The sequence below is a fragment of the Smaragdicoccus niigatensis DSM 44881 = NBRC 103563 genome (genome assembly GCF_000380645.1).
Lineage (GTDB): Bacteria > Actinomycetota > Actinomycetes > Mycobacteriales > Mycobacteriaceae > Smaragdicoccus > Smaragdicoccus niigatensis.
The window spans coordinates 263233-285642 of record NZ_AQXZ01000014.1 but is presented as its reverse complement, the minus strand read 5'-3'; the positions used below and the strand labels follow the sequence as shown (position 1 = coordinate 285642).

16 protein-coding genes are annotated in these 22410 nt (G+C 65.4%); 6 read left to right on the top strand and 10 right to left on the bottom strand.

What is annotated here, in order from left to right; all coding sequences use genetic code 11:
- The 3 genes from F600_RS30235 to F600_RS0108350 are packed head-to-tail and all read right to left on the bottom strand — an operon-like array spanning position 1 to position 6736.
- Entirely contained in the window at positions 1-2232 is a 2232-nt protein-coding gene (locus F600_RS30235) for an ATP-binding protein (RefSeq protein ID WP_018160154.1), read from the bottom strand.
- Positions 2233-2234: 2 nt separating this feature from the next.
- Complete coding sequence (locus tag F600_RS0108355; protein WP_018160153.1) at positions 2235-4463, bottom strand: ATP-binding protein; 2229 nt, start codon at positions 4461-4463, stop codon at positions 2235-2237.
- 41 nt (positions 4464-4504) lie between these two features.
- Positions 4505-6736, bottom strand: a complete 2232-nt coding sequence (locus F600_RS0108350) for an ATP-binding protein (RefSeq protein WP_018160152.1) — start codon at positions 6734-6736, stop codon at positions 4505-4507.
- Positions 6737-6778: 42 nt separating this feature from the next.
- Here F600_RS0108350 and F600_RS0108345 point away from each other — a divergent pair, with 42 nt between their 5' ends.
- From F600_RS0108345 to F600_RS0108335, 3 genes are read left to right on the top strand one after another with little or no spacing between them, the layout of a single operon-like run.
- Positions 6779-7747, top strand: a complete 969-nt coding sequence (locus tag F600_RS0108345; RefSeq protein WP_018160151.1) for a pirin family protein — start codon at positions 6779-6781, stop codon at positions 7745-7747.
- Positions 7740-8642 (top strand): DNA-3-methyladenine glycosylase family protein, encoded by a 903-nt coding sequence (locus tag F600_RS0108340; protein ID WP_018160150.1) that lies wholly within the window; start codon positions 7740-7742, stop codon positions 8640-8642. The genes F600_RS0108345 and F600_RS0108340 overlap by 8 nt, the downstream gene beginning before the upstream one ends.
- A gap of 39 nt (positions 8643-8681) precedes the next feature.
- Positions 8682-9164: a glutathione peroxidase gene (locus F600_RS0108335; RefSeq protein WP_018160149.1), complete on the top strand. Its 483-nt coding sequence runs from the start codon at positions 8682-8684 to the stop codon at positions 9162-9164.
- A gap of 198 nt (positions 9165-9362) precedes the next feature.
- On the opposite strand, the gene F600_RS27475 is transcribed toward F600_RS0108335, so the two are convergent.
- The 5 genes from F600_RS27475 to F600_RS27470 all read right to left on the bottom strand — a co-directional run bounded on the left by F600_RS27475 (position 9363) and on the right by F600_RS27470 (position 15345).
- Entirely contained in the window at positions 9363-10292 is a 930-nt protein-coding gene (locus F600_RS27475; protein WP_018160148.1) for an alpha/beta fold hydrolase, read from the bottom strand.
- 479 nt (positions 10293-10771) lie between these two features.
- Entirely contained in the window at positions 10772-11965 is a 1194-nt protein-coding gene (locus F600_RS0108325) for an AAA family ATPase (RefSeq protein WP_018160147.1), read from the bottom strand.
- 73 nt (positions 11966-12038) lie between these two features.
- Positions 12039-12245: a hypothetical protein gene (locus F600_RS0108320; RefSeq protein ID WP_018160146.1), complete on the bottom strand. Its 207-nt coding sequence runs from the start codon at positions 12243-12245 to the stop codon at positions 12039-12041.
- A gap of 53 nt (positions 12246-12298) precedes the next feature.
- On the bottom strand, positions 12299-14743 hold the full coding sequence (locus tag F600_RS0108315; protein ID WP_018160145.1) for a molybdopterin-dependent oxidoreductase: 2445 nt from the start codon (positions 14741-14743) through the stop codon (positions 12299-12301).
- Between the two features lie 47 nt (positions 14744-14790).
- Positions 14791-15345 (bottom strand): TetR/AcrR family transcriptional regulator, encoded by a 555-nt coding sequence (locus F600_RS27470; RefSeq protein ID WP_018160144.1) that lies wholly within the window; start codon positions 15343-15345, stop codon positions 14791-14793.
- A gap of 91 nt (positions 15346-15436) precedes the next feature.
- Between F600_RS27470 and F600_RS31565 the strand changes: the two genes are divergently transcribed.
- Positions 15437-16132: a hypothetical protein gene (locus F600_RS31565; RefSeq protein ID WP_156024482.1), complete on the top strand. Its 696-nt coding sequence runs from the start codon at positions 15437-15439 to the stop codon at positions 16130-16132.
- Here the strand turns inward: F600_RS31565 and F600_RS32345 are convergent.
- Positions 16038-18479, bottom strand: coding sequence for an AMP-binding protein (locus F600_RS32345; RefSeq protein ID WP_018160141.1), 2442 nt, complete (start codon positions 18477-18479; stop codon positions 16038-16040). The genes F600_RS31565 and F600_RS32345 overlap by 95 nt on opposite strands.
- A 153-nt stretch (positions 18480-18632) precedes the next feature.
- Here F600_RS32345 and F600_RS0108290 point away from each other — a divergent pair, with 153 nt between their 5' ends.
- Both F600_RS0108290 and F600_RS0108285 read left to right on the top strand, forming a co-directional pair.
- Entirely contained in the window at positions 18633-18845 is a 213-nt protein-coding gene (locus F600_RS0108290; protein ID WP_018160140.1) for a heavy-metal-associated domain-containing protein, read from the top strand.
- Entirely contained in the window at positions 18842-20974 is a 2133-nt protein-coding gene (locus tag F600_RS0108285) for a heavy metal translocating P-type ATPase (protein WP_018160139.1), read from the top strand. The genes F600_RS0108290 and F600_RS0108285 overlap by 4 nt, the downstream gene beginning before the upstream one ends.
- Here the strand turns inward: F600_RS0108285 and F600_RS0108280 are convergent.
- Positions 20967-22322: a reverse transcriptase family protein gene (locus F600_RS0108280; protein ID WP_018160138.1), complete on the bottom strand. Its 1356-nt coding sequence runs from the start codon at positions 22320-22322 to the stop codon at positions 20967-20969. The genes F600_RS0108285 and F600_RS0108280 overlap by 8 nt on opposite strands.
- Between the last annotated feature and the right edge of the window lie 88 nt (positions 22323-22410).

The following is a 22410-nucleotide window of genomic DNA, read 5'->3' as shown; positions in this document are numbered from 1 at the left end:
TCACGCGGCAACGACCACCGGGAGGTGTACGCGAAGCCACGTCACGCGGTCGGCGACCGTCAGCTGGAACTCCGTACCCGCCAGCACATCGCTCGCCTGCGCGCGGCAGCGATCGATGCAGTCGCTGACCACACTCACGGTCACCCGCTCATCGGACGATGAGACGACCAAGCGGACCCGATCGCTCGACCCCTGAACCAGCTGATCGATCGCGGCGGCGAGTGGCTCGATGTCCCGCTCGGCGAGATCCGGCGGCCGTGACTGCACGTCGAACGTCACCTCGACCCCGCGCTCAGCCGCTGCGTCGAAAACCGGGCGGAGCCGTTGCATGAGGGGATGCTCGAAGGAGTCTGCTTGCGCGAAAAGCCTCCGGAGGCGGGCGTACTCGGTCTGCGCTCGCTCTTGCACTGCGGGCTGTCCGGCACTGAGCGACCGATCCGCCAGCCCACGCAGGAGCTCGACGACCTCGGTCGTCAGCCTTTCGAATCGCTTGCGGTAGTCCTCCTGCACTGCCTTTTCCACGGCCAGATGGGTCGCCGCCGTGAGCTGTGCGTGGCCCAGGAGCTCCGCCCGGCGCACCGCCTCGGCGAGAAGCCAACCGAAGAACAGCGCACCGACCTGCATCGATGCGATTGATGCAAGGCCATACCCCGCGTACTCGACGACCGCGCTGGTCGGGACCCTCCACACCATGATCGCGCTGTCGATGACCCACATCGTGACCACCATCGTCGCGGCCGCCAGGACGCGCTGTCGACTTCTGACCCACCCCGCGAACACGGCGACCGTGGCCCAACCCACCGAGGTCGAGACCCAGTTCTGCATCGTCAACATCTCACGGGTCGGCAGTACCGCGAGGTACCAGTGGTCGAGCAGTGACAACGCGATGACCCACACCCACCGCGCCGGCGTGAGATCGGCGCGCACGGCAATCACGACAATCGGTCCGGTGATGGCGAGCATGGCGATCACCGCGGCCGGTAAGCCCAGCCCGATCGCGCTCAAACCGCCGTACGCGAGAAACACCATCTCGGTCAGGACCAGAATCTGGGCGGCGGCGAGTCCGTACTGATAACTGCGCAGCACCCGGCTCACGTCGATCGACTGCTCGGGATCGTCATCGACCGGCGCCTGCTGCCACTGCAGCGAGACCGTCGTGCCCGCACCCGGGGAACTGACGACTGCCGACGAACCACCGGCTCGACGCATCCGGGCGTCAATCGACGCACGCAAACCGAAGCCGGCACTCGCCCGCGCGGGGTCGAATCCGACGCCGTCGTCGGTCACCGTCACCGCCTCCGGAGCCACTGTCACCCGAACCGACGTGGCACAAGCATGCCGGTCGACGTTGTTGAGCGCCTCCCGCACCGCCGCCGCGACCGCTGCCGCGATCAGCTGCGACACCACGACCGGCCCGTCTGACCAGACCTCGACGGGAGTCGAGAACTCGGCGCACACTCCCTCGACGCATGCCACGAGGTCGACCGTCGAATCCGATCTGACCCGGCTCGTTGCCTCGGTCAAGATGGCGATGTCCCGCGCAGCCTGGTTCGCCAATCGATGCGGATCCAGTACATCGGTGTCCGCGACCATGAGAAGTGTCGAGGCCGCGGTGTCGTGCAGCGTCGCAAACTGCTCACGTTCGAATCTGATCCGCGCCGCCGCGACCTGTTCCCGGAGTTGGGCCCGACGCGCCAGGGCATCCGCCGCATCGCTTTCCGCACCGGCCCGCAGCACCATCCGCCGCACCCACGTCGCCGCCCACCAGTTGAGCGCGAAGATCGCAATGGTCGAAATGCTCGGGGCCCCGAAGAGCACGTAATCCCCGATTCCACTGGCCGCCGAGATCACCGCCGCGATCGTGAACGACCATCGCTTCGGCTGTGCGATCGCGACGGATACCACCACCGGGTACGCGATCATCCGCGTCGACGCCATTGACAGGTCGGCGACTGTCACCGGCACGATCTCCGACTCGAGCAGCGCGGCGGCGACCACGAACGCGACGTCGGCGACCAGCAACGACCGCGACAGGTCCCGACTGCGCAACCGCCAGACCGACCAGACGAACAGCAGCCCAAACAGCACGACTCCGGCGACCGAGCGCGTCGTCTGCAGCAAATACACCACGGCGACCAGCGCAAATGCCGAGTTGCGCATCAGGAGCGCCACCACTTCGGCCTGTTTGATGATGCCGGTCTGAACCAAGCCCTCGGCGGGCGGCAAAGTCATCCTCACGCCGCCACAGCCACCGGAATGTGTACGCGAAGCCACGTCACGCGATCGGCAACAGTCAGTTGATAGTCACCGTCGGCGAGCGCATCGCGCACCTGCGCGCAGACCGCGTCGTTCGAATCGCTCACGATGCTCACCGTCACGTGCCCGAGGGACGACGAAACGACGAGACGAATCCGCTCTTGCGCACCCTCGACCAGGTGGCCGATCGCGGCGGCCACCGCTTCGAGGTCCTGCGGTGCGAGCTCGGGCGGTCGCGACTGCACATCGAGCGTGATGTCCACATTTCGTCGTGCCGCGGCGTCGACCAACGGCCGCAAACGCTGCATGAGTGGATGCTCGAAGGACTCCGCCTGGGCAAACAGGCGCCGAAGACGGGCGTATTCGATGTGCGCCCGATCCCGGACCGCGGGCCGGTCGACTGGCATCGTGCCGTCGGCGATGCCACGCAACAGACCGACGATGTCGGCCGTGAGGCTCGCGAAGTGGCGCCGGTAGTCCTGCTGCAGAGCCTCTTCGACGGCGCGGTGGGTCGCGATCCGGTACCGCTGCTCACCGAGCCGCGCAGCGACTCGTACGGCCTCGGCAAGAACCCACGCACAGGCAATTGCCGCGGCCTGCATGGTCGCCACAGAGGCGATCCCGTAGCCCGAGAATTCGATCATTTCGCTGGTCGGCATTCGCCAGACGCGAATCGCGCCACGAATCACCCAGTACCCGAAGATCAGTCCGACGGCGATCGCCGTCCGGCGGCCGCTTGCGACCCACCCGCTGAGCAGGGCCACCAAGACCCAACCGACCGCAATCGCCACCCAGTTCGGAACGGCGGTCAGAAGGCCGGGCGGGAGAGTCGCGATACGAAACAACGCAACCACCACGACGATCGTGATGCACACCCAGCGCAGCCTTTCGGCGCCGAAGCGAACGACGACAACGGCAAGCCCGCTCATGAGGAACAGTCCGGAAATCACGAGTGCCGTAATCGGCGACCGGATACCTGTGAAACCGCCGAAGCCGATCACCAGCATCTCGATGTTGACCAGGAACGATGCTGCCGCAAGCCCATATTGGAAACCGCGCACCACACCCGCGACGTCAATCGGTTTGCCGGCCGGCTCGGGCGGAACCACCGGCCACATCAGTTTGACGATCGTTCCGGCACCCGGCGCGCTCGACACCGAACCGGTTCCGCCGGCGCGCCGCATCCGCCCCTCGATCGAGAATCGCAGCCCGAATCCGCGACGTTCGTCTGGGTTGAAGCCAACTCCATCATCGACGATCGACACCCGGCCCGGCTCGACGTCGATCGTCGTTCGACTCGCGCCCGAGTGCCGATCGACGTTGTTGAGGGCCTCCCGCGTGGCCGCCGAGACCAGCGAGGCGATGAGCGACGGCACCATGACCGGACCCTCGTGCGTGACGGTCACCGGAGTCCGGCATTCCAGGCTGACCACCTCCACGTGGTCGACCAGATCGACCTGCCAGTCCGGATCCACGACCTCCGAACCAGTCGTCAACACCTCGATGTCGCGCGCCGCCTGCGCGGACAGTCGTTTCGCGTCGAGGCCGGAACTGTCGCCGACCATCATCAACGTCGACGCCGCGGTGTCGTGGAGCATCGCGAAGTGCTCGCGTTCGAACCGGATGCGCGCGGCCGCGACCTGCTCGCGCAGCCGCGCCCGGTGCGCTTCGGCGTAGGCAGCGTCCGCGCTCGCCGCGGCGCGCTGGATGAGTCGGTGCACGCAGGCTGCCGCGGCCCAGCTGAACACGAACGCGGCGAGCGAGATGTCCAATCGCCCGAACAGAATCAGGTCTCCGATAGCGGCGGCGCCGGTGACCACGACCATCACGGTGAACGACCACCGCGTCGCCCACACCACGCCAGCGGCGACGATCATCGGGTAACCGATTGCCCGGGTGGCGGACATCGATGCGTCAATGATCGTTGGCGACACGATAAGCGGCGCGAGCAGCCCCGCCGCGACGACAAAGCCCACGTCGCCAACGCGCAACAGGCTGTCGTTCCGGGTGTAGATGCGGAACGACGACCAGATCAGCAGAGCACCGAACAAGGCGATGCCGACGGGGGTCTTCGCGGACTGGATCAGATAGACGAGTGAGACGAGAAGAAACGCGACGTTTCGCCCGACGATTGCCACCACGCGTGCTTGCCGGAACACACGTGTCTCGACAGAGTTGGCGGATTCCGCCGTCATCGAGGTCGGCACCCTTTGGATTGTGTCACGTCCGACCAGCGCAGAAACGGGTCTCATACACTCACCGGCACCGGAAAATGCACGCGAACCCAGACCACGGAGCCGTCGGTTGTGAGCTCGTAGCGGCTACCGTCGAGCCTGGCGCGGACATTGTCGACCAAATCCGACTCGCAGTCGGACACGACGCTGACCGTGACTATCGACGGTGACGACGTCACGACGAGGCGGACGCGGCTACGGGCACCGTCGATCAGGTCGTTGAGAGCCGATACCGTCTGCGTCGATTCCTCGACCGGAAGGTCTGGCGGCCGGCTGTCGAGGTCGAATCCGACGGTCACCCCCCGTCGCTCGGCTTCGTCCAGACCGCGCCGCAGGTGCTGGACCAACGGATGGTCGAAGGCATCCGATTGTGCGAAGAGCCGGCGCAAGCGGGCCGACTCCGCACGCGCGAGTTCCTGCACCTCCGGATCGTCGGACGCGATCGGACGGTCCGCGAGAAGCCTCAGCACGGGAATCACGGTCCGCGCCAGGTCCGAGAATCGTTCCCGGTAGTCGGCTTGCAGCGCCGCGGCGATGGCCTGCTCGGTCTGCAATCGCGTGCGCTCGGCGTCGAGCTCGCGTGAACGCAGAACGGACGTTCGCAACAGTCGCGCGAACAAGACCGCGAACACCTGCAGTGTGCCGATCGCGACCATCATGTAGCCGACGTAAGCCGCCGAGTTCGGCGAATCCGATCGCGCGAGGATGATGACGGAGTCGATCGTCCATGTGGCTGCCACCGACCCCAGCGCGAGAGCGGTTCGTGGCCGGCCGGCACCGACCAGCAACGCGACGACTCCCCAACCGTTGACGCCGAACACCCAGTTCTGGCCGCCGATGAGCCCCTGCTCCGGAAGCAGGAGAAGTGCAATCGGACTCAAGAGGAAAGCAAACGGTGCATACCACTCGGCGAGGCGAACAACCACACCCGCGGTCGCCAGGCCCGCGATGACACTCGAGGCAAGCGTGAGCGTGATGAGCAACAACTGTGCCCACAGGTACGGGACGGGCGCGGTGAAGACCCTTGGCACTAGTTCGAGAGTGGCGACCAGCGAACCGGCCGCGATCCCGTAGCCGAATCCACGCTGCACTCGATCCGGATCGATCGGCGATTCGGGGCGGTCCGACGGTTCGTCGTCCGGCCACGTCAAACGCACTTGGGTGCCTACTCCCGGCACACTTTCGACGGTGCCCTCGCCACCGGCACGGCGCATCCGGTCCTCGATCGATGCGCGGATTCCGTACCCGGCGTTTCGGTACGCGGCGAACCCGACACCATCGTCGGTGATCGTGACCAACCGACCCTGCACGCTCACATCGACGTGGCGCGCCTTCGAATGCCGGTTCGCGTTATTGAGAGCTTCGCGGGTCGCGCCGCATACGGCACCCAGAATTGTCCGCGTGACCGTGACCGGACCGGACGAAACCAACCGGGCCGAGCACTGGCACTCCGCGCAGACCTCCGCGAGGGCGGCGACGAGGTCGACCTGCGCATCGTTGCGAGCGGACTTCGCAGCAGCTTCCAGCCGCACCACATCGTGAGCGGCTTGCTGCGCCAAACGGTCTCGGTCTGGCGCAGACCCGTCGCCGACCATGAGCAGCGTCGAGGCAGCCGTGTCGTGCAGGAGCGCGAGTTGTTCTCGCTCGAAGCGCCGACGAGCCTGGGCGACCTCACTGCGGAGCCTCTCCACGCGGACCGCATCGGAGAGTTGGTCCGCAGCGAAGGCCGCACGGACGAATCCCCAGCGAATCGCGGCGGCCACGAAACCGTCGACCAGTGGGTAGAGCACGGTCGGATCGAGAGAGCCATCAACCAGCCAGTGCCCGAACAGGCACGCCAGGATCGCGCTCCCGATGATCGGTGCGGAAATCCGGGTCGGCATCGAGATCGCTACCGACACCACGACGGCTTCCGCGATGGCCCGCGTGAAAGACATGCTCGGATCCCCGAAGCCGGGACCCACAAGGAGCACCTCCGCGGCACACAGACCGGCACCGAACACGCCGTCCGCCACGACCCAGCGGAATGACAACGAGAGGGTGAGCAGGCGGCCGACTCCCCAAGCGAATGTCGCGGCCGCAAGCAGGTTGCCCCAATGCGTGTGAAACGGCTGTGCGAGATACACCACGGCGGCGAACAGGAACACTGCGTTGCGGACCACAGTTCCGAGGGCGTTGGCCTGAGCCAACGCACCAGCCTTGACGAGACCCGGGAGACCGGGTTCGACAATCGGCTGACTACGCATTCGCGAAGGGGCTTTCGGGTCGGACGGGCCAGGTGTGGGGAAATGATGCCACGAACGAGCCGCCAGGATCCGGCGCACAATGGGAACGTGAACTCGGTCGAAGTGATCTCCGCTCGGGAAGTTCCCCTCGGGGGTGTCCGTGGGATGCCGGTCAAGAGAACGATTCCGCACAAGAAGCGGTCGTTCATCGGCGCTTGGTGCTTCGCCGATCACTATGGGCCCAGCGATGTTTCGCACACCGGCGGGATGCACGTCGCCCCGCATCCGCACACCGGACTCCAGACTGTCAGCTGGTTGTTCACCGGCGAGATCGAGCACCGCGACTCGCTCGGCACGCACGCGTACGTCCGCCCCGGACAACTCAATCTCATGACCGCAGGCGCCGGAATCGCGCACTCCGAGGTGTCGACCAAGAGCACGACGCTTCTGCATGGGGTTCAGCTGTGGGTCGCGCTGCCGGAAGTGTCGCGTGATGCGGCACCGAATTTCGAACACTACGAACCTGGCGTCGTCGCGTTGGCGGGCGGTGAGCTGCGGGTCTTCCTCGGCGCGCTGGCCGGCGACACCTCCCCGATCGAGACGTTCACCCCCCTGCTCGGCGCCGAGCTGACGATCGCGCCGGAATCGACGATCGCTCTCCGGGTCGATCCGGAATTCGAGCATGGTGTCCTCATCGACCACGGCGCGGTGACCGTGCAGGGCACGCCCGCGAACCGCTACGAACTCGCGTACGTCTCGCCTGGCCACCGACATCTGACGATCGCCACGGGCGACGGGCCGGCCCGGGTGCTTATTCTCGGCGGCACTCCGTTCGGCGAGAAGATCATCATGTGGTGGAACTTCGTCGGCCGATCGACGGAGGAGATCCACGCCTACCGCAAGCAGTGGCAAGCCGAGATCGGCGACGGGGTTTTCGACGGCGATCACCAGTTCGGGCCCGTCGTCGGCTACCTGGGTCGATCCATTCCCGCACCGGCGATGCCGACGACGCCATTGTTGCCGCGTGGCTGAACGCTCCCTGCACACCGCGATTCCGGTCAATCTGGCGCTGACGCTGTCGCCGCTGGGTCGGGGCCGCGGCGATCCGACCCATCGGCACGAACGGGACGGCAGCATCGTGCGCGCGTCCCGGCTGGTCAGCGGCCCGGTGACCTATCGGATCTGGCAGATCGGCCGACACGACATTCGGGCGCAGGCCTGGGGCGCGGGTACCGCGGAGTTCCTAGACGGACTCGAGCGATTTCTGTGCCTCGACGAGGACCTCTCCGACTTTGCCCCCGCGCATCCGAAAATCATCGACGCGCACCGTCGCTTCCCCGACCTGCGGATGGTCCGCACCGGCCGCGTCTTCGAGTCGCTCGTGCCGGCGATCCTGGAGCAGAAGGTGCACGGCATCGCCGCGCGTAACTCGTGGCGAAAGCTCGTCACGAAGTTCGGCGAGCCCGCACCCGGACCACACCGCCTGACGCTTCCGCCGCCCGCCGAGGTGTGGCGAATGATCCCGTCGTGGGAGTACCACCGCGCGAACGTGGACCCGCAGCGATCGCGCACGATCGTCGCCGCCGCGAAGTCCGCTGATCACCTCGAAGCCGCGGCCACGATGGATCGCACCGAGGCGGAGAAACGACTGCGCATGGTTCCCGGTATCGGCGTCTGGACCGCGGCCGAGGTCGGACAGCGGGCGCTCGGCGACAGCGATGCCCTGTCGGTGGGCGACTTCCATCTCGCCGCGATGGTCGGCTGGACGCTCGAAGGCCGCCCCTTCGACGACGACGAAATGGTCGAGTACTTGAATTCGGTTCGGCCGCATCGCTATCGCGCGGTCCGCTTGCTCGAGGTGGCCGGCTTCGCGGTCAAGCCGAAGTTCGGCCCGCGCACCGCGGTCACTGATCACACGTGGCACTGAGCCGGAATTACCCGGGGTCTTTTGGCGTTGTGACAAATCATGGCTGACCTTCGCGAAATCGAGCTGACTCTGATCGACGGCTCGACCACTTCCCTTGCCGACTACGAGGGGCGTGCGGTTCTTGTCGTCAACGTCGCCTCCAAATGTGGGCTGACCCCGCAGTATGCGGCGCTCGAGCAGCTTGCTCGGGACTACGAAGACCGCGGACTGTCCGTACTGGGCGTGCCGTGCAATCAATTCGGCGGCCAGGAGCCTGGCTCGTCCGAGGAAATCCAGACCTTCTGCTCGACGACCTACGGCGTGACGTTCCCGCTTCTGGCAAAGACCGACGTCAACGGCCCGGGCCGCCACCCGCTGTACGACGCACTCACCCAGATCGAGGACGCGGACGGCCATTCCGGCGACATCCGCTGGAACTTCGAGAAGTTCCTCATCGCACCCGATGGAACGGTCCAGCGCTTCAAGCCGACGACTCAGCCGGACTCACCGAAGATCGTCAGCGCGATCGAAGCAGCACTGTAATCGTCGATTTCTGCCATTCTCTTGGGAAAACGTTAGAAATCTGAATATTGACGTGTCGTGGGCCACACCGTGTGTTAACGGTCGACCCGCCTAAGCCGAAGTACAGATGTACCGGTGCGCGTTCTGCAGAGCAGGGGAAGACGCGCTACGTCCGGACTTGCCTGTTGGCACTGCAACGGCGCAGCGCCAACGGGGACTTCACCCCACCAGTCCGAGCCGTCCGCCGCTGGATCGCAATTCCATCCAGACCTTCTCGACGAGCCTCGACACCGATTCCGCGACATCCGCCGCACGCTCGATCGTCACGCTGTGACCCGCGCCGTCGAGGCAGATCAGCTCCGAATCCGGGAGCACGTTCGCCATTTCGACCGAGTGCTCGAACGGCGTCATCAGATCGCGCGTACCGCCCATGATGACGACCGGCAGTCCGCCGAACAGTGCCAATGAATCCGACTCGTCGTATTCGACGAAGTCGTCGAGGAATCCCGTCATCGTCACGACCGACGTCTCGTTGACCATCGCCGTCGCGAACGTGAGCAGGCGGGGGTGCACTCGCCAGGACCCGAAGGACGTGTGCCGAACCAGCGGCAACGCCATGAATCCGGTCAGTTTCTTGCCGACGCCCATGGCCCGTGGCGCACGGCGAACCGCACGCCGCACCAACGTGAGTGGTCGTCGAATGACGTAGCGTCCGAGGCCGGCCTCCGTCAGACCGCGAGCAGCCGTCGAGATCAGCGCAATACCCACGACTCGGGCACCGATCATCTCGGGATGCAGTCGCGCATAGGCGAGCGCCGACATTCCGCCCATCGAATGCCCGACGAGGACAACCTGACCGGCCGGGCACATCGCCCGCATGACAGCGGCGAGGTCCAAGCCGAGTTGCTCGACGGTGTACGTCTCGGGAGAGGCATGGCCGGAGGCGCCGTGGCCGCGGTGGTCGTAGCAGACGATCCGCAGGTCGGCACGTTCCAACTGGACCCGGACCGCGTCCCACGAACGCGAGTGCAGGCAGTGGCCATGCAGGAAGAGGACGGTGAGAGCGGCATCGGCGGGCCCGTACTCCCAGACCGCAAGCGGCACTCCGTCGTCAGCCTCGACGAAGATCCGGCGACCGGACTGCTCCATTGCAGGTTCTCCGGCCGCCGTGGTCTTACGCCGGCGACTGAACAAATCAGACGCGAAAACTCCGCTGGTAGACATCATTGGCTCCCAGTTCACGGTGGTGTATCTCTAGTGTCGGTGTGACGCACGTCACTGTTAGCAGAACCGTGCGTGTTCGTTCCGGTTGATGCGAATTCGTTATTGACCTGCGTTTATTGAATTTCTAACTACTTCTACCGTCAGCGCGAGACGGGTCTAGAAAGAGTCAGACAACGCCCGGCCGGAGGGTGGTCCTCCCTCGTCGCGCACCACTACTAGCGACATCGAGCGACTGAGCGACAACCGTCGGCACGCCCTCAGCCGGACAGCGATCAGAAGAGAGGTGTGCGGGCAAAATTAGGGCGTCAGAGAAAAATTTCGCCCACACAACGAGCAGCCAACTGCCGCTCAGTCGCTCACTGTCGCTGATAGCGGTCGCCGATGAGAACCCCACACCGTCGCGCCTAGCTCTCGTCCGCCTGTCGACGCAGGTACTTCCCGAAGTGCGGCACCGTGAAGCCGATCGTTCCGCGCTCGGCCGAGTAGATCAGCCCCTTCTTGATGAGTCCGTCTCGCGCGGGTGACACCGAAGCCGGCCGGCGACCGAGATGCTTCGCGATGTTGGCCGTCGACACCGGTCCGTCGTCACCCGAGAGGTCAGCCATCGCCCGCATGTACTCGCGCTCCGCGGGGGTCGCGCGCTCGTAGCGAGAACCGAAGAATCCGACCGCAAGCTCTTCTTCGGCGATCGGTGCCGCAACCTTGACGTCGCGCGCGGTGATCGGGCTGTCGGCCGCCTCGTCCCACGTCGCCTTTCCGTACGCCTGCACGAAGAACGGGTAGCCATCGGCGGCCTGGTACAGCAGGTCCAGGGCCTCGTCGGTGAACTTCACGTCCTCGCGCTCGGCCGGCAGGATGAGCGCCTGGTCGAACGACTTACGATCGAGCCGATCGATGCGGTGGTAACTGAACAGCCGCTCCGAGTACGACTTCTGCGCCGACAGCAGCGCCGGCAGGTGCGGGAGGCCCGCACCGACGACGATGAGCGGCAGGCCGTTCTGGCTCAGTTCGTGGCAGGCACCGCAGATCGCGGACAGGTCATCAGACCGGATGTCCTGCATCTCGTCGATGAAGATCCCGATCCCGACGCCGACGTCCTGCGCCAGGGAGGCCGCATCCATGAGCAGCTCGACGAGGTCGATCTCCATGTCCCCGGAGTCCGCCCGGCCGCTGACGGCCGGCACGTCGATACCCGGCTGCCACCGGTCGCGCAGCGCCTTGTCGGCCGACGCGCGCAGGGCGAACGCCTTCAGGACACCAAGGAATTCATCGACACGCTCGGAGTCGCGATGTGTGCCCGCGACCGACCGGATCGCCATGTGCAGCGCCGACGACAGCGGACGCCGAAGGTCCTGATCGGGGCGGGCTTCGATCTTCCCGGTGCCCCACCCACGCGCGATCGCCGCGGAGCGAAGCTGGTTGAGCAGCACCGTCTTTCCGACGCCTCGAAGGCCGGTGAGAACGACCGAACGCTCCGGCCTCGACCGGGAGATTCGTTCGAGCACGACATCGAAGGCGTCGAGCTGTCGGTCACGACCGGCAAGCTCCGGCGGGCGCTGTCCGGCGCCGGGGGCATAGGGGTTCCGAACCGGGTCCATGGACCGAAGTTAAGGCGGCGCGAGGACAATATCGGCATCTCTAGGGCGTGTCCTAGAGGTCGTTATTCATCCCTTAACTTGCCGCAACAGAATCGCTGCGCGCCCCTTGGGACAGACGCCAGTAGGCCAGCCGTTCGACCAGCTCAGGCAGCGCGCCCGGTGGCGTGCCGCTCAGGTCAGAACGACACATCTCGACGGTTTCCTCGATCACCTCCGCCGGAATCCGCGGAAACTGCATAGACAGTCGCGTCACGGTCGACTCGATCAAGGATTTCGTCATTGGTCCCTCCAAGTGGTACCCAATCTCTACCCGGAGAGAACGAACGCCAAACGTCAGACGGCTTCCACCCGTGCCGGAACGTACTTGTGCCACGGGGTTCCCGCGATCGGATCCTGGTACCGCGTCGAGGTGAGGTCGTTGGGCGAAATACCGACGCCCGCACCACCATCTGCCGACGTCACGTTGTCGACGCCGAGTCCGTTCGGCAGGGTGACGTGGCCCGACCGCAGGGTGTCGGTGATCTCCGCCGTCGTGACGGCAGAACCGGCTTCAGTTGTCACGCGAACCGTCGCGCCGTTCTCGATGCCGAGGTTCTCCGCGTCCTCGGGACTGATGCGAAGCGATCCGCCGGAGTCCCGACGACGCCAACCTGAATCGCGAATGATCGTGTTCGCCGTGAACGCGCGCCGCTCACCCGCGGCCAGGACCAGCGGATACTCGGGGGTCGTCCAGCCCGGTTCCTCGTCCCGAAGCTTGTGCATCTGAGCGACGAGTTCCGGAATGTGCACTCGGAAGCGACGGTCGGGATAGCGCACGTAGCTCCAGGTGTCTGCCCACTCGTCGACGGTGAACGTCACGCCAGAGCGCTCGTTCAGCACCGCCTCGAAGAGCTTCTCGCCCGGCTCGAGTCCCTTGCCGGTGAACCCGGCGCCCCGAACGCCCTTCGGGTACGTCGTCGCACACATGTGCGCCACTCCCCACAGCGACGCCGCGCCCCTGAGCTTGGGCGGCAGGGTTTCGCCGAGCGTCTCGTACAGAACGAAGGATGCGACCTTCATGAGCGAGGGATCGGCCATTGCAGCCGAGAAGAACGCGACCGCGAACGCCGATCGACCCGCGTGGGCCGCCGACCGCAGACGCTTGATCGTCGTATCCGGAACAACCTTCAGCTCGCGCATAAGCCGCCCATAGATCTCCGGCTCGGCCAGCGTTCCGGGCAGCGGGTCGAGGATCGGCGCACGCAACTGAAAGGCGTTGTGCGGGAACTCGAAGTTGAAGAACGTCGACTCACATTTCTCGAACTGTGAGCTCGCGGGCAGCACGTAGTGTGCGTGACGTGCGGTTTCGGTGAAGGCCACGTCGACCACGACGACGAGGTCGAGCGCGTCGAGGGCCGCTTTGAATCGCTCGGACTCGGCGATCGAGTGCGCGGGATTGGAGCTGTCGATCCACATGCACCGGAAGCGATCCGGGTGATCGGTGAGGATCTCGTCGGCCATCGAGTTCGCCGGAATGAGACCGGCGATGATGCGCGCACCGGTGACCGGTGTCGTGCGCGAGCCGCTGCCGCCGGTCGACACGGACACCGTCGGTGCCGGCATGCGGCTGAGCAACTCCGCGTACGCCGAGTTCGTGATCGATCCGGCGCTGCGGGTGGCGAGACCGGTCAGTCCGGAGACCGCGGCCGCACCGTTCCGCATGGCGGAAGCGATCGCCTTCTGCTTGATGACCTCGACGCGCGTGGGCTGCTTGCGCGGACGCGGCGCACCTCCGCCGGCGAGCGGCACGAACGACGAGTGCATCGACATCGTGCCCGGCTTCGCGAAGTTGCCAGTGAGGATCCAGAGCAGTTTCTGTAGGTACGACGACAGCGTGCTGTGCGGTGCCTGCTGGATTCCGAGGTCTTCGTAGGTCGCGACGGTTTCGGACTCGCCGATCCGGCGGGCGGCCTGGCGAATCAGATCGGCGTCGACACCACAGCGATCCGCGAAAACATCGACATCGACAGCGCGCAAAGCGTCGAGAACCGGATCGATGTCGACGGTGTGCTCGGCGATGAAGGTGTGATCGAGCAGGTCTTCCTGAACGAGGACCGCGCCCATGGCCGCCAGGCACCAGGCGTCGGTGCCCGGACGAACCTGCAGGTGAATGTCCGCCAGGGCAGCGGTCTCCGTCCGGCGCGGATCGAGCACGATCATCGTTCGCTTCGGGTCGGCAGCCATCTCCTTGAGGACCGGCCGGGCCCGCGGGAAACTGTGCGACTGCCACGGGTTCTTGCCGACGAACACGACGGTCTGCGCGTGCTCGAAATCGCCCTTGGTGTGGTTGCCGTACATCTTGCCGTCGACGAACATCTCGCCGGTCTTCTCCTGGGCAAGAGCATTGCTGTAGTACTTCGAGCCGATGGCGGCCTGGAACGCTGTCGAATACGTGCGGCCGAGGTGGTTGCCCTGGCCCGCGCCGCCGTAGAACAGGATGTGCTCACCGCGGATCGTCGAAATCTTCGCGGCGATCTCGGAAATCGCGGTGTCCCAGTCGATTTCCTCGTAGGTGCCGTCCGCGCGACGACGCAACGGAGACGTCAGGCGCTTGCCGCCGTTCTGATAGTGATCCAGGCGCATGGCCTTCTCACACGTGTAGCCCTGCGAGGCGGGGTGGTTCTTGTCGCCACGGATCGTCTTGAGCTTGCGGCCCTCGAGTTCCACGGTGATGCCGCAGTTGCATTCGCACAGGATGCACGCGGTGACCTGCCCTTTTGCCTTGGGTTCAGCAGACATCGTTTCCCCGCTCCGTCGCATTATGACGATCGATATAATCGCTGACGTTAGCCTCCGGTCAGCTGGGTCGTCAAGAACCGTTCGACGCGATCGAGCGCGTCCGTCGACTTCTGTGCCTGACACACGAGGAGCGCGCCTTCGATCGCCGAAACCGCAGCTGAGGCTGCGTCCTCCGCCTGGTCGACGGCATATCCGGCCTGCCACAGCGCGGCCGACAGCGCGCGTTGCCACATGACGAAGGCCTCGCCCGCGGCCGTCGCGGCACCCGGAGATTCCGCACCTGCCAGGGCACCCGCAGCGACCGGACATCCATACTCGAAGTCGCTGTTCACCAGCCTCTTTCGGAAGTAGTCCACGATCTTCGCGAGCGCCTCCGACGGTCCACGCTCAGCGCAGAGACGGTTGATCACCGCGGTCATGAGACGTCCCGCGGCCAGCGTCGACTCCTCCGCCAACTGCGACTTTCCCGCCGGGAAGTAGTGGTACATCGAACCTCGCGGACCCCCCGAACGCTCGATGACATCGGCGATCGAGGTACCGGCCACACCGCGCTCGGCGAACATCTCGATGGCGCCGGCGATGATGCGATCTCGTGCGTCCATACGGACAAGTTTATGTCATTTGGTATATCCGCTGGTCGCCTATCTTCTGGAATCGGCCGCGCACGCCCGCGCAAGGTGAGAAATTCTGGGCATGTCGATTCGCGCCGCGCTTGCCTTGCTTGGCGCTGCGCTCCTACTGACCGGCTGCGGATCGGGAAATTCCTCCAATGTCTCCACGACAACGTCGGGCGAGTCGGCGGCGACCGGCGTGTTGAATATCAGCACAGTCGACGAACACGGCAAGCCAGTCCCGAGCGTCGAGGTCGAGATCGAGCGCGCGCTCGACTGCGACATCGCACACAAGACAATCTCGCCGGGCACCTCGTTCACGAACCACTTCAGCGGGACCACGGACAAGACCGGAAAGGTCGAGCTCAAGGACTTGCCGCTCGGCTGCTACAACATCAGCGTCGACGATCCGGCGGGCCGACACTTGGCCGCCGGAACCGCGCACGCGGCCTTCCTCACCGATACGGATCCCAAACAGTCTCTCGAGCTGAAGTTCGGAAAGTCCGGCCACGGCGCGAGCGGCGAGTGCGACCCGAAGGAGATCTCCGACGATCTCGACCTCCCCCCGGAGCAGAAGAACGCTCAGGCGACGATCGTCGAGTGCGAGCCGAACTGGTCGATCATCAGCTGGGACGTCCCGGGCGACTCGCAGCGAGCAGTTCGCGTGTTCGGCGACAAGTGGGTCACCTACGTGAAGTTCCCAACGGACCGGTGCTGGCAGCAGGCCAAGCACGACGGAGCTCCGAAATCCTTCCAGAAATACTTCCAGTCCTGCTGACGAGCCACCACATGGCGATCCCCGCCACGAGGCTCAGCGCGATCGCCGGGAGATGATGCCCCGCCAGCGGTTCCAGGATCTGCCAGTGCACGAGGTAGATATACAGCGACGCCCCGGCGAGGACGGTCAGCACGGGGATCACGAAGGCCGGCACCCGCACGGTCGGAAACCAGATCAGCACGACGATGCCGCCGAGGACGATGAGATCGCGCTGCGTGGTGTTGAAGTAACCCATCGTCGACATCGCCGCGGCGACGGTCACGACCAGGCGCATGTGGTTCGACACCGCCTTCGCGGCGGCCCAACCGATGACGAAGAAGAAGGTCGCGTGCAACGTCGACCAACGCTGATCGCCGGAGTGGAAACCAAAAGCGTCGAACCGCACCAGCAACGCGACGGCGAGCACGCTCAACGCGAACCCCATGGGGAACTGGCGCTCGAGGCGATCTACCTGTGGAATCGCGATCACCGCCGTCGCAAGCAGCAGAATCTGCACGATGATCTCGATAAACCACAGATGACCCTGCGTCGGCCCGTCCGGCCCCAGGATCTTCTGCATCAACAGGAGGTTCGTCACGCCGTAGTAGTGGGTTCCGGCGGCCATAACGACGCCGATCCACAGAATGGTCGGCACCGCGATTCCGACGACCGTCGACAGCGCATGCCGCACGCGTTCGACTCGACTCTTGCCCGTCAGCACGAAGCGCGCGAAGTTGAAGCCGGCCACCCCGAGCAACACGTGCGCACCGCCCCACAAAGCGAACAATCCCGCATGCGACCCGACGACGAGAACGATCGCGACTGCGCGAAGCACCAGACTCGTCTCGACTGAGCGCAGCCCAGACTTGCGCACCGCGGGACGCAGACCGCCAACCGGAGTCGTGTGCCAATTCGGTGGGAGATGCCCGAGGAGTCGCTCGAGACGTACCGACATCGTGACGTAGGACAGCGAGTCACCACCGAGGTCGACGAACGCGCTCGACGCCGAGACCTCATCGCGGCGAATACCGAGAACGTCGGCGAACAATGCGCGGACGTCGGAGATGTCGGCCAGACCGGCGCTCAGCGTCCGGATCGTCGGGTAGTCCGGCTTGCCGGAGGGCAGACGCGGAATCGCGTCGACCGCACACTCGGTGATCGCACTGCGCGGCAGCCCCGAGATCGCCGCCACTCGACCGATCACTCCGGTGTCGCCTTCGACCGCGACGACGAGCGTGCCGTCCGATTCGGCGCAGCAGGCGGAGATCCCGTCTTCGGCCAACTCAGACTCAATGCGCTGCAGGTCAATCCGCAGGCCGAAGATCTTCGCGAAGCGCGACTTCCGGCCAATGATCTCGACCAGGCCGTCGCTGGTGAACCGAGCGAGGTCGCCGGTGCGGAGCCGGTCGAGAGTGCGGCCCAAACCGAGGTCGGAGTCGCGTTCGGCGTAGCCCATCATGACGTTCGGGCCCGAGTAGATCAGCTCTCCCGCATCGTCGATGTCAAAGCTTCCCCCGGGCACCGCGACGCCGATGCTTCCGGGATGGTCGACGGCGAGATCCGGAGGCAGATAACCCATGCGCGCAGTCGCCTCAGTCGCGCCGTACATGACGTAGAGGTCCCAGCCGCGGCGCTGACCGAGTTCAGCGAAGTGACGCACTCGATCCGGCCCGAGACGCCCGCCGGCCTGCGTGACGTACCGCAGCGACGGCAGATCCATCTCGTCGAAGCCGGTGCGATCGAGCAGGTCGAACGTGTGCGGCACACCCGCGAACGAGGTGCAGCCTCGCTTCCGGAACTCCTCCCAGAACTCGCGGTCGACGACCGAGTGCTCGTTGAGCACGATCGAAGCACCGACGAGAAGGTGGCTGTGGAGCACCGAGAGGCCATAGCAGTAGTACGGCGGCAGCGTCGTGATCGCTCGGTCACCGCTGGTCAGATGCAGATAGCCGGCGATGGACGCCGCATTGGAGAGGACGTTCTCGTACGACAACCGCACGAGCTTGGGCGACCCTGTCGAGCCTGAGGTACTGAGGAGCAAGGCGAGGTCTGGGTGCAGGTCGTGCTCGGTCGTGCGGCGGATCTCGGTGGTCGCCCACTTCCCACTCCGACTCGCAATCACGACGTCCGGATCGTAGGTCGCGACGACGTCCCGATTGTTGGAGCCGGCGAGCAGGACGACATTGCCTGCCGACAGCGCGCCGAGGTAGTTCACGATGCCGTCGATGTCGTTGTCGGCCTCGATCAGCACCAGTCGTCGCTCGGTGCCGAGCTGATCGGCGACTTCGCCGACTCGATCCGCCAGCGCCCGATAGGTCAATTCGAGGTCACCACAGACAAGTGCGGACTGACCCTCGAACTGTGCCAAGCGCGCAGCCAGCTCCCCAGGGTTGGTTAGGCTACGCACACTTGTCAGGCTAGCGGCTTTGGACAGGTTTACCTAACTCTTTGTCAATAGGCCCTCTCATCGATGGCGAACTACCCTGGCGACCACATACCCCAAGGGGGTATAGTGGCTTGCATGGCAACCACCGAATACCAGGTCACCGGAATGAGCTGCGGCCATTGCGAGGCCTCGGTCCGCGAGGAATTGAGCAAGATCGGCACGATCCAGCAGATCGCCGTCAGCGCGAAGACCGGCAAGCTTGTCATCACCTCATCCGAGCCAGTCGCGGATGCCGACGTAGTCGCCGCGGTCGACGAAGCCGGATACCAGGCGGTTCGAGTCGCATGACCAGGACTGAAGCGCCCGCCGCTCTCGAACTCGAGATCGGCGGAATGACGTGCGCTTCGTGTGCCGCGCGCATCGAGAAAAAGCTCAACAAGCTCGATGGCGTCTCGGCGACCGTCAACTACGCGACCGAAAAGGCGCAGGTCATCGGCAATCTGCCCGTTGAACTTCTCATCGCTGAGGTCGAGAAGGCCGGCTACACCGCGTCGCTGCCGCGAACGGACGAGACACCGGACGTCGAGCTGTCCACGCTGCGCCTCCGGCTCATCGTCGCAACCGTGCTGGCCATCCCCGTCATTGCCGTGTCCATGATCATGGCCCTCCAATTCCCGGGCTGGGAATGGGTGGCGTTCGCGCTTGCAACCCCGGTCGTGTGGTGGTCGGGCTGGCCGTTCCACCACGCCGCGTGGACCAACCTCCGCCATGGCACGTCGACGATGGACACCCTCATCTCCGTCGGTACGGGCGCATCGTGGCTGTGGTCCCTGTATGCGCTGACGATCAGCAACGGTCACATCTACCTCGAAGTCGCCGCGGGCGTCACGATGTTCGTTCTCGGTGGCCGCTACTTCGAGAAGCGCTCGAAGCGCCAGGCTGGTGCCGCATTACGCGCCCTCCTCCAACTCGGCGCCAAAGACGTTGCGGTCCTGCGGGATGGCATCGAAGAACGGATCCCGACCGACCGACTGCGAGTCGGCGATGAGTTCGTTGTTCGTCCGGGCGAGAAAATCGCCACCGACGGCATCGTGCTCAGCGGTTCGTCCGCGGTCGACCTGTCGATGCTGACCGGCGAATCGGTGCCCGTCGACGTCACGGTCGGTGACTCGGTCACCGGCGCGACGATCAACGCCGGTGGTCGGCTCGTCGTGCGTGCCACACGCGTCGGCAGCGACACGCAACTGGCCCAGATCGCCAAGCTCGTGGAAGACGCGCAATCCGGAAAAGCTGAGGTCCAGCGCCTCGCCGACCGCATCTCCGGCGTCTTCGTCCCCGTCGTCATCGGCATCGCCCTCGTCGTCCTGGCCGGCTGGCTCCTGACGGGCCATTCGGCGAATGACGCCTTCACTGCAGCCGTCGCCGTCCTGATCATCGCGTGCCCCTGCGCCCTCGGCCTGGCCACGCCTACCGCACTGCTAGTCGGTACGGGTCGCGGCGCTCGCATGGGAATTCTCATCAAGGGATCTGAGATCCTCGAAAGCACTCGTCGGGTCGACACCATCGTTCTCGACAAGACCGGCACTGTCACGACCGGTCGCATGGAGCTTGTCGACGTCATTCCGGTTTCAGGCGTGGAGCGCGATGAACTGCTCCGGATCGCCGCAGCCGTCGAGAATGCGTCCGAACACCCGGTGGCGATGGCGATCGCACGTGCAGTTCCCGAGCTCCCGGTCGTCGAAAGCTTCCAGAACGTCGAAGGCCTGGGCGTCACAGGGGTCGTCGAAGGTCATGCCGTCGTCATCGGCCGGGAAGCACTGCTCGCCGACTACGGGGTCGTGATCGATGAGCAACTCCGCGCCGCCGTGCAGAACGCACAAGACCGGGGTCGGACCGCGGTTCTCGCCGCGTGGGACGGTGCCGCCAAGGGCGCTCTTGTCGTCGCGGACACGGTCAAACCGACGAGCCGCGAAGCGATCGCGCAGTTCAAGGACCTTGGTCTCACGCCCATCCTGCTCACCGGCGACAACGAGCGGGTGGCCCAAGAGATAGCGCGCGAGGTTGGGATCGACCAGGTCTTCGCCGAGGTGCTTCCGCAGGACAAGACGAACGTCATCGCCCGGCTTCAACGCGACGGCAAGGTCGTCGCGATGGTCGGAGATGGCGTGAACGATGCCGCCGCCCTCGCTCAAGCCGATCTCGGGCTCGCGATGGGTACCGGCACCGACGTGGCGATCGAAGCGGCGGATTTGACGCTCGTCCGCGGTGACCTGCGCAGCGCAGCCGATGCGATCCGACTGTCGCGCCGAACCCTCGGCACGATCAAGGTGAACCTCTTCTGGGCGTTCGCCTACAACGTCGCCGCGATTCCGCTCGCGGCAACTGGCCTGCTCAACCCCATGATCGCGGGAGCCGCGATGGCGAGCTCGAGCGTCTTCGTCGTGGGCAACAGCCTGCGGCTGCGCCGGTTCACGTAGTCCAGTCGACCTCGGCGGCCAGGTCGAGAAGCCGCTCACGCCGGTCCGGGTTGGTCTCCCCGATCCAGCTGATGAGGCCCAGAACATGTGCCCGAAAGTCCGCATGGCCACCGCGATTCTGCGCGGCGGCGCCGGTTCGAGCGGCGTTGTGCAGGATCGCGCGCACCTTGTCGTAGCTGTCCCGCGGAACCTGGGGGTGGTCGTTGACGACCAACCCGGCGAGGATCTGCCGCTGGTGCGATCGCCGAATGAGCGTCTTCTGGCGGTTCACGAAGAGACCTTCAGCCGCGATGATGCGCTCGACGGCGCTGACTATCGACCCCGCGTTGATGCCATCGGCACCGGAAAAGGCCAGGTCGTCGGCATAGCGCGTGTAGGTCATCCCCACGCGAAGCGCGAAACCGGACAGCCGTCGATCGAGTCCACGCGCGGCCAAGTTGCCGAGTTTGGGCGATGTCGGCGCACCCTGCGGCAGATGCGGAACCCGGAGAAATGTTCGTTGCTCGTGGTCCAAACCCCGCAACGCGGCAATCGACGAGGCATTGGTGCTCAAACCCGCGAGCGATCGTGACACCACCTCCGAGTAACCCATGGCCTCGAAGATCGCACGGACGCGCGGTTCACCGATGCTCGAGAAGTAGTTCTTCAGGTCCATACGGATCAGCAGGCCGGCACTGCTGTGCGGAGCCGAGAACGTGGCTGGGTTGCGTCCGGATTCGAACCCGTGACACGCGCTGTGGACCGGCAAGCACGCCAATATCCGGCGGTTGATGGTCCGCTGAATCTCCCGCAATCGCGGCTTGGGAGCTTCGACCAATCGACGACCGGACCGCCTGGGCAGCTGCCGATAGCGATAATGCGACAGCGGGCCGCTAGCGGTCCGCAACCAACCTCCGCAGTCCGCGAACCAGTCCAGCTCGCTCGGGGTCAGGTTGAGAAACTGCGCGAGCGCCGAGACGTCTGGCAACTCCGGAACGCCAAACCGCAAGGGTTTGGCGAGCGGCGGGTTGAGGTCGATTTCCCAGCGGAGCGAACGTAGTTGGGCCACCAGCGTCGGATAAGGCTCGATGGGCTCGAGCGGTACGTTGTCGATGACCTGCGACGCCAACGATTCCGCCAGACCTGCTTCGACAAAGCCGGCGAAGACCTCAGCGAGGTTCTCCCGCCGCCAGGAAAGCTCCCTCCGGCCGAACGCGCGCGCGATGGCTTGCGCGTGCGGGAGTGAAAACCGGCCCTGCATCAGTGGGCGCGCGACGGTGGCCGACGACCTGCTCTTGTCTTTGTCGCCGGGCCGCACGCGGAGCGTGCCCAGCGGCTTCGGACGCTGTTGCCAACTGATTCGACGCACCCAGGGGTTACCCCTGAGACAGACCTTCTCGGTCCTCGCTCACCGCGCCACCGTCGCACAGTGCCGAGAGTAACCGATCAGCAAACCG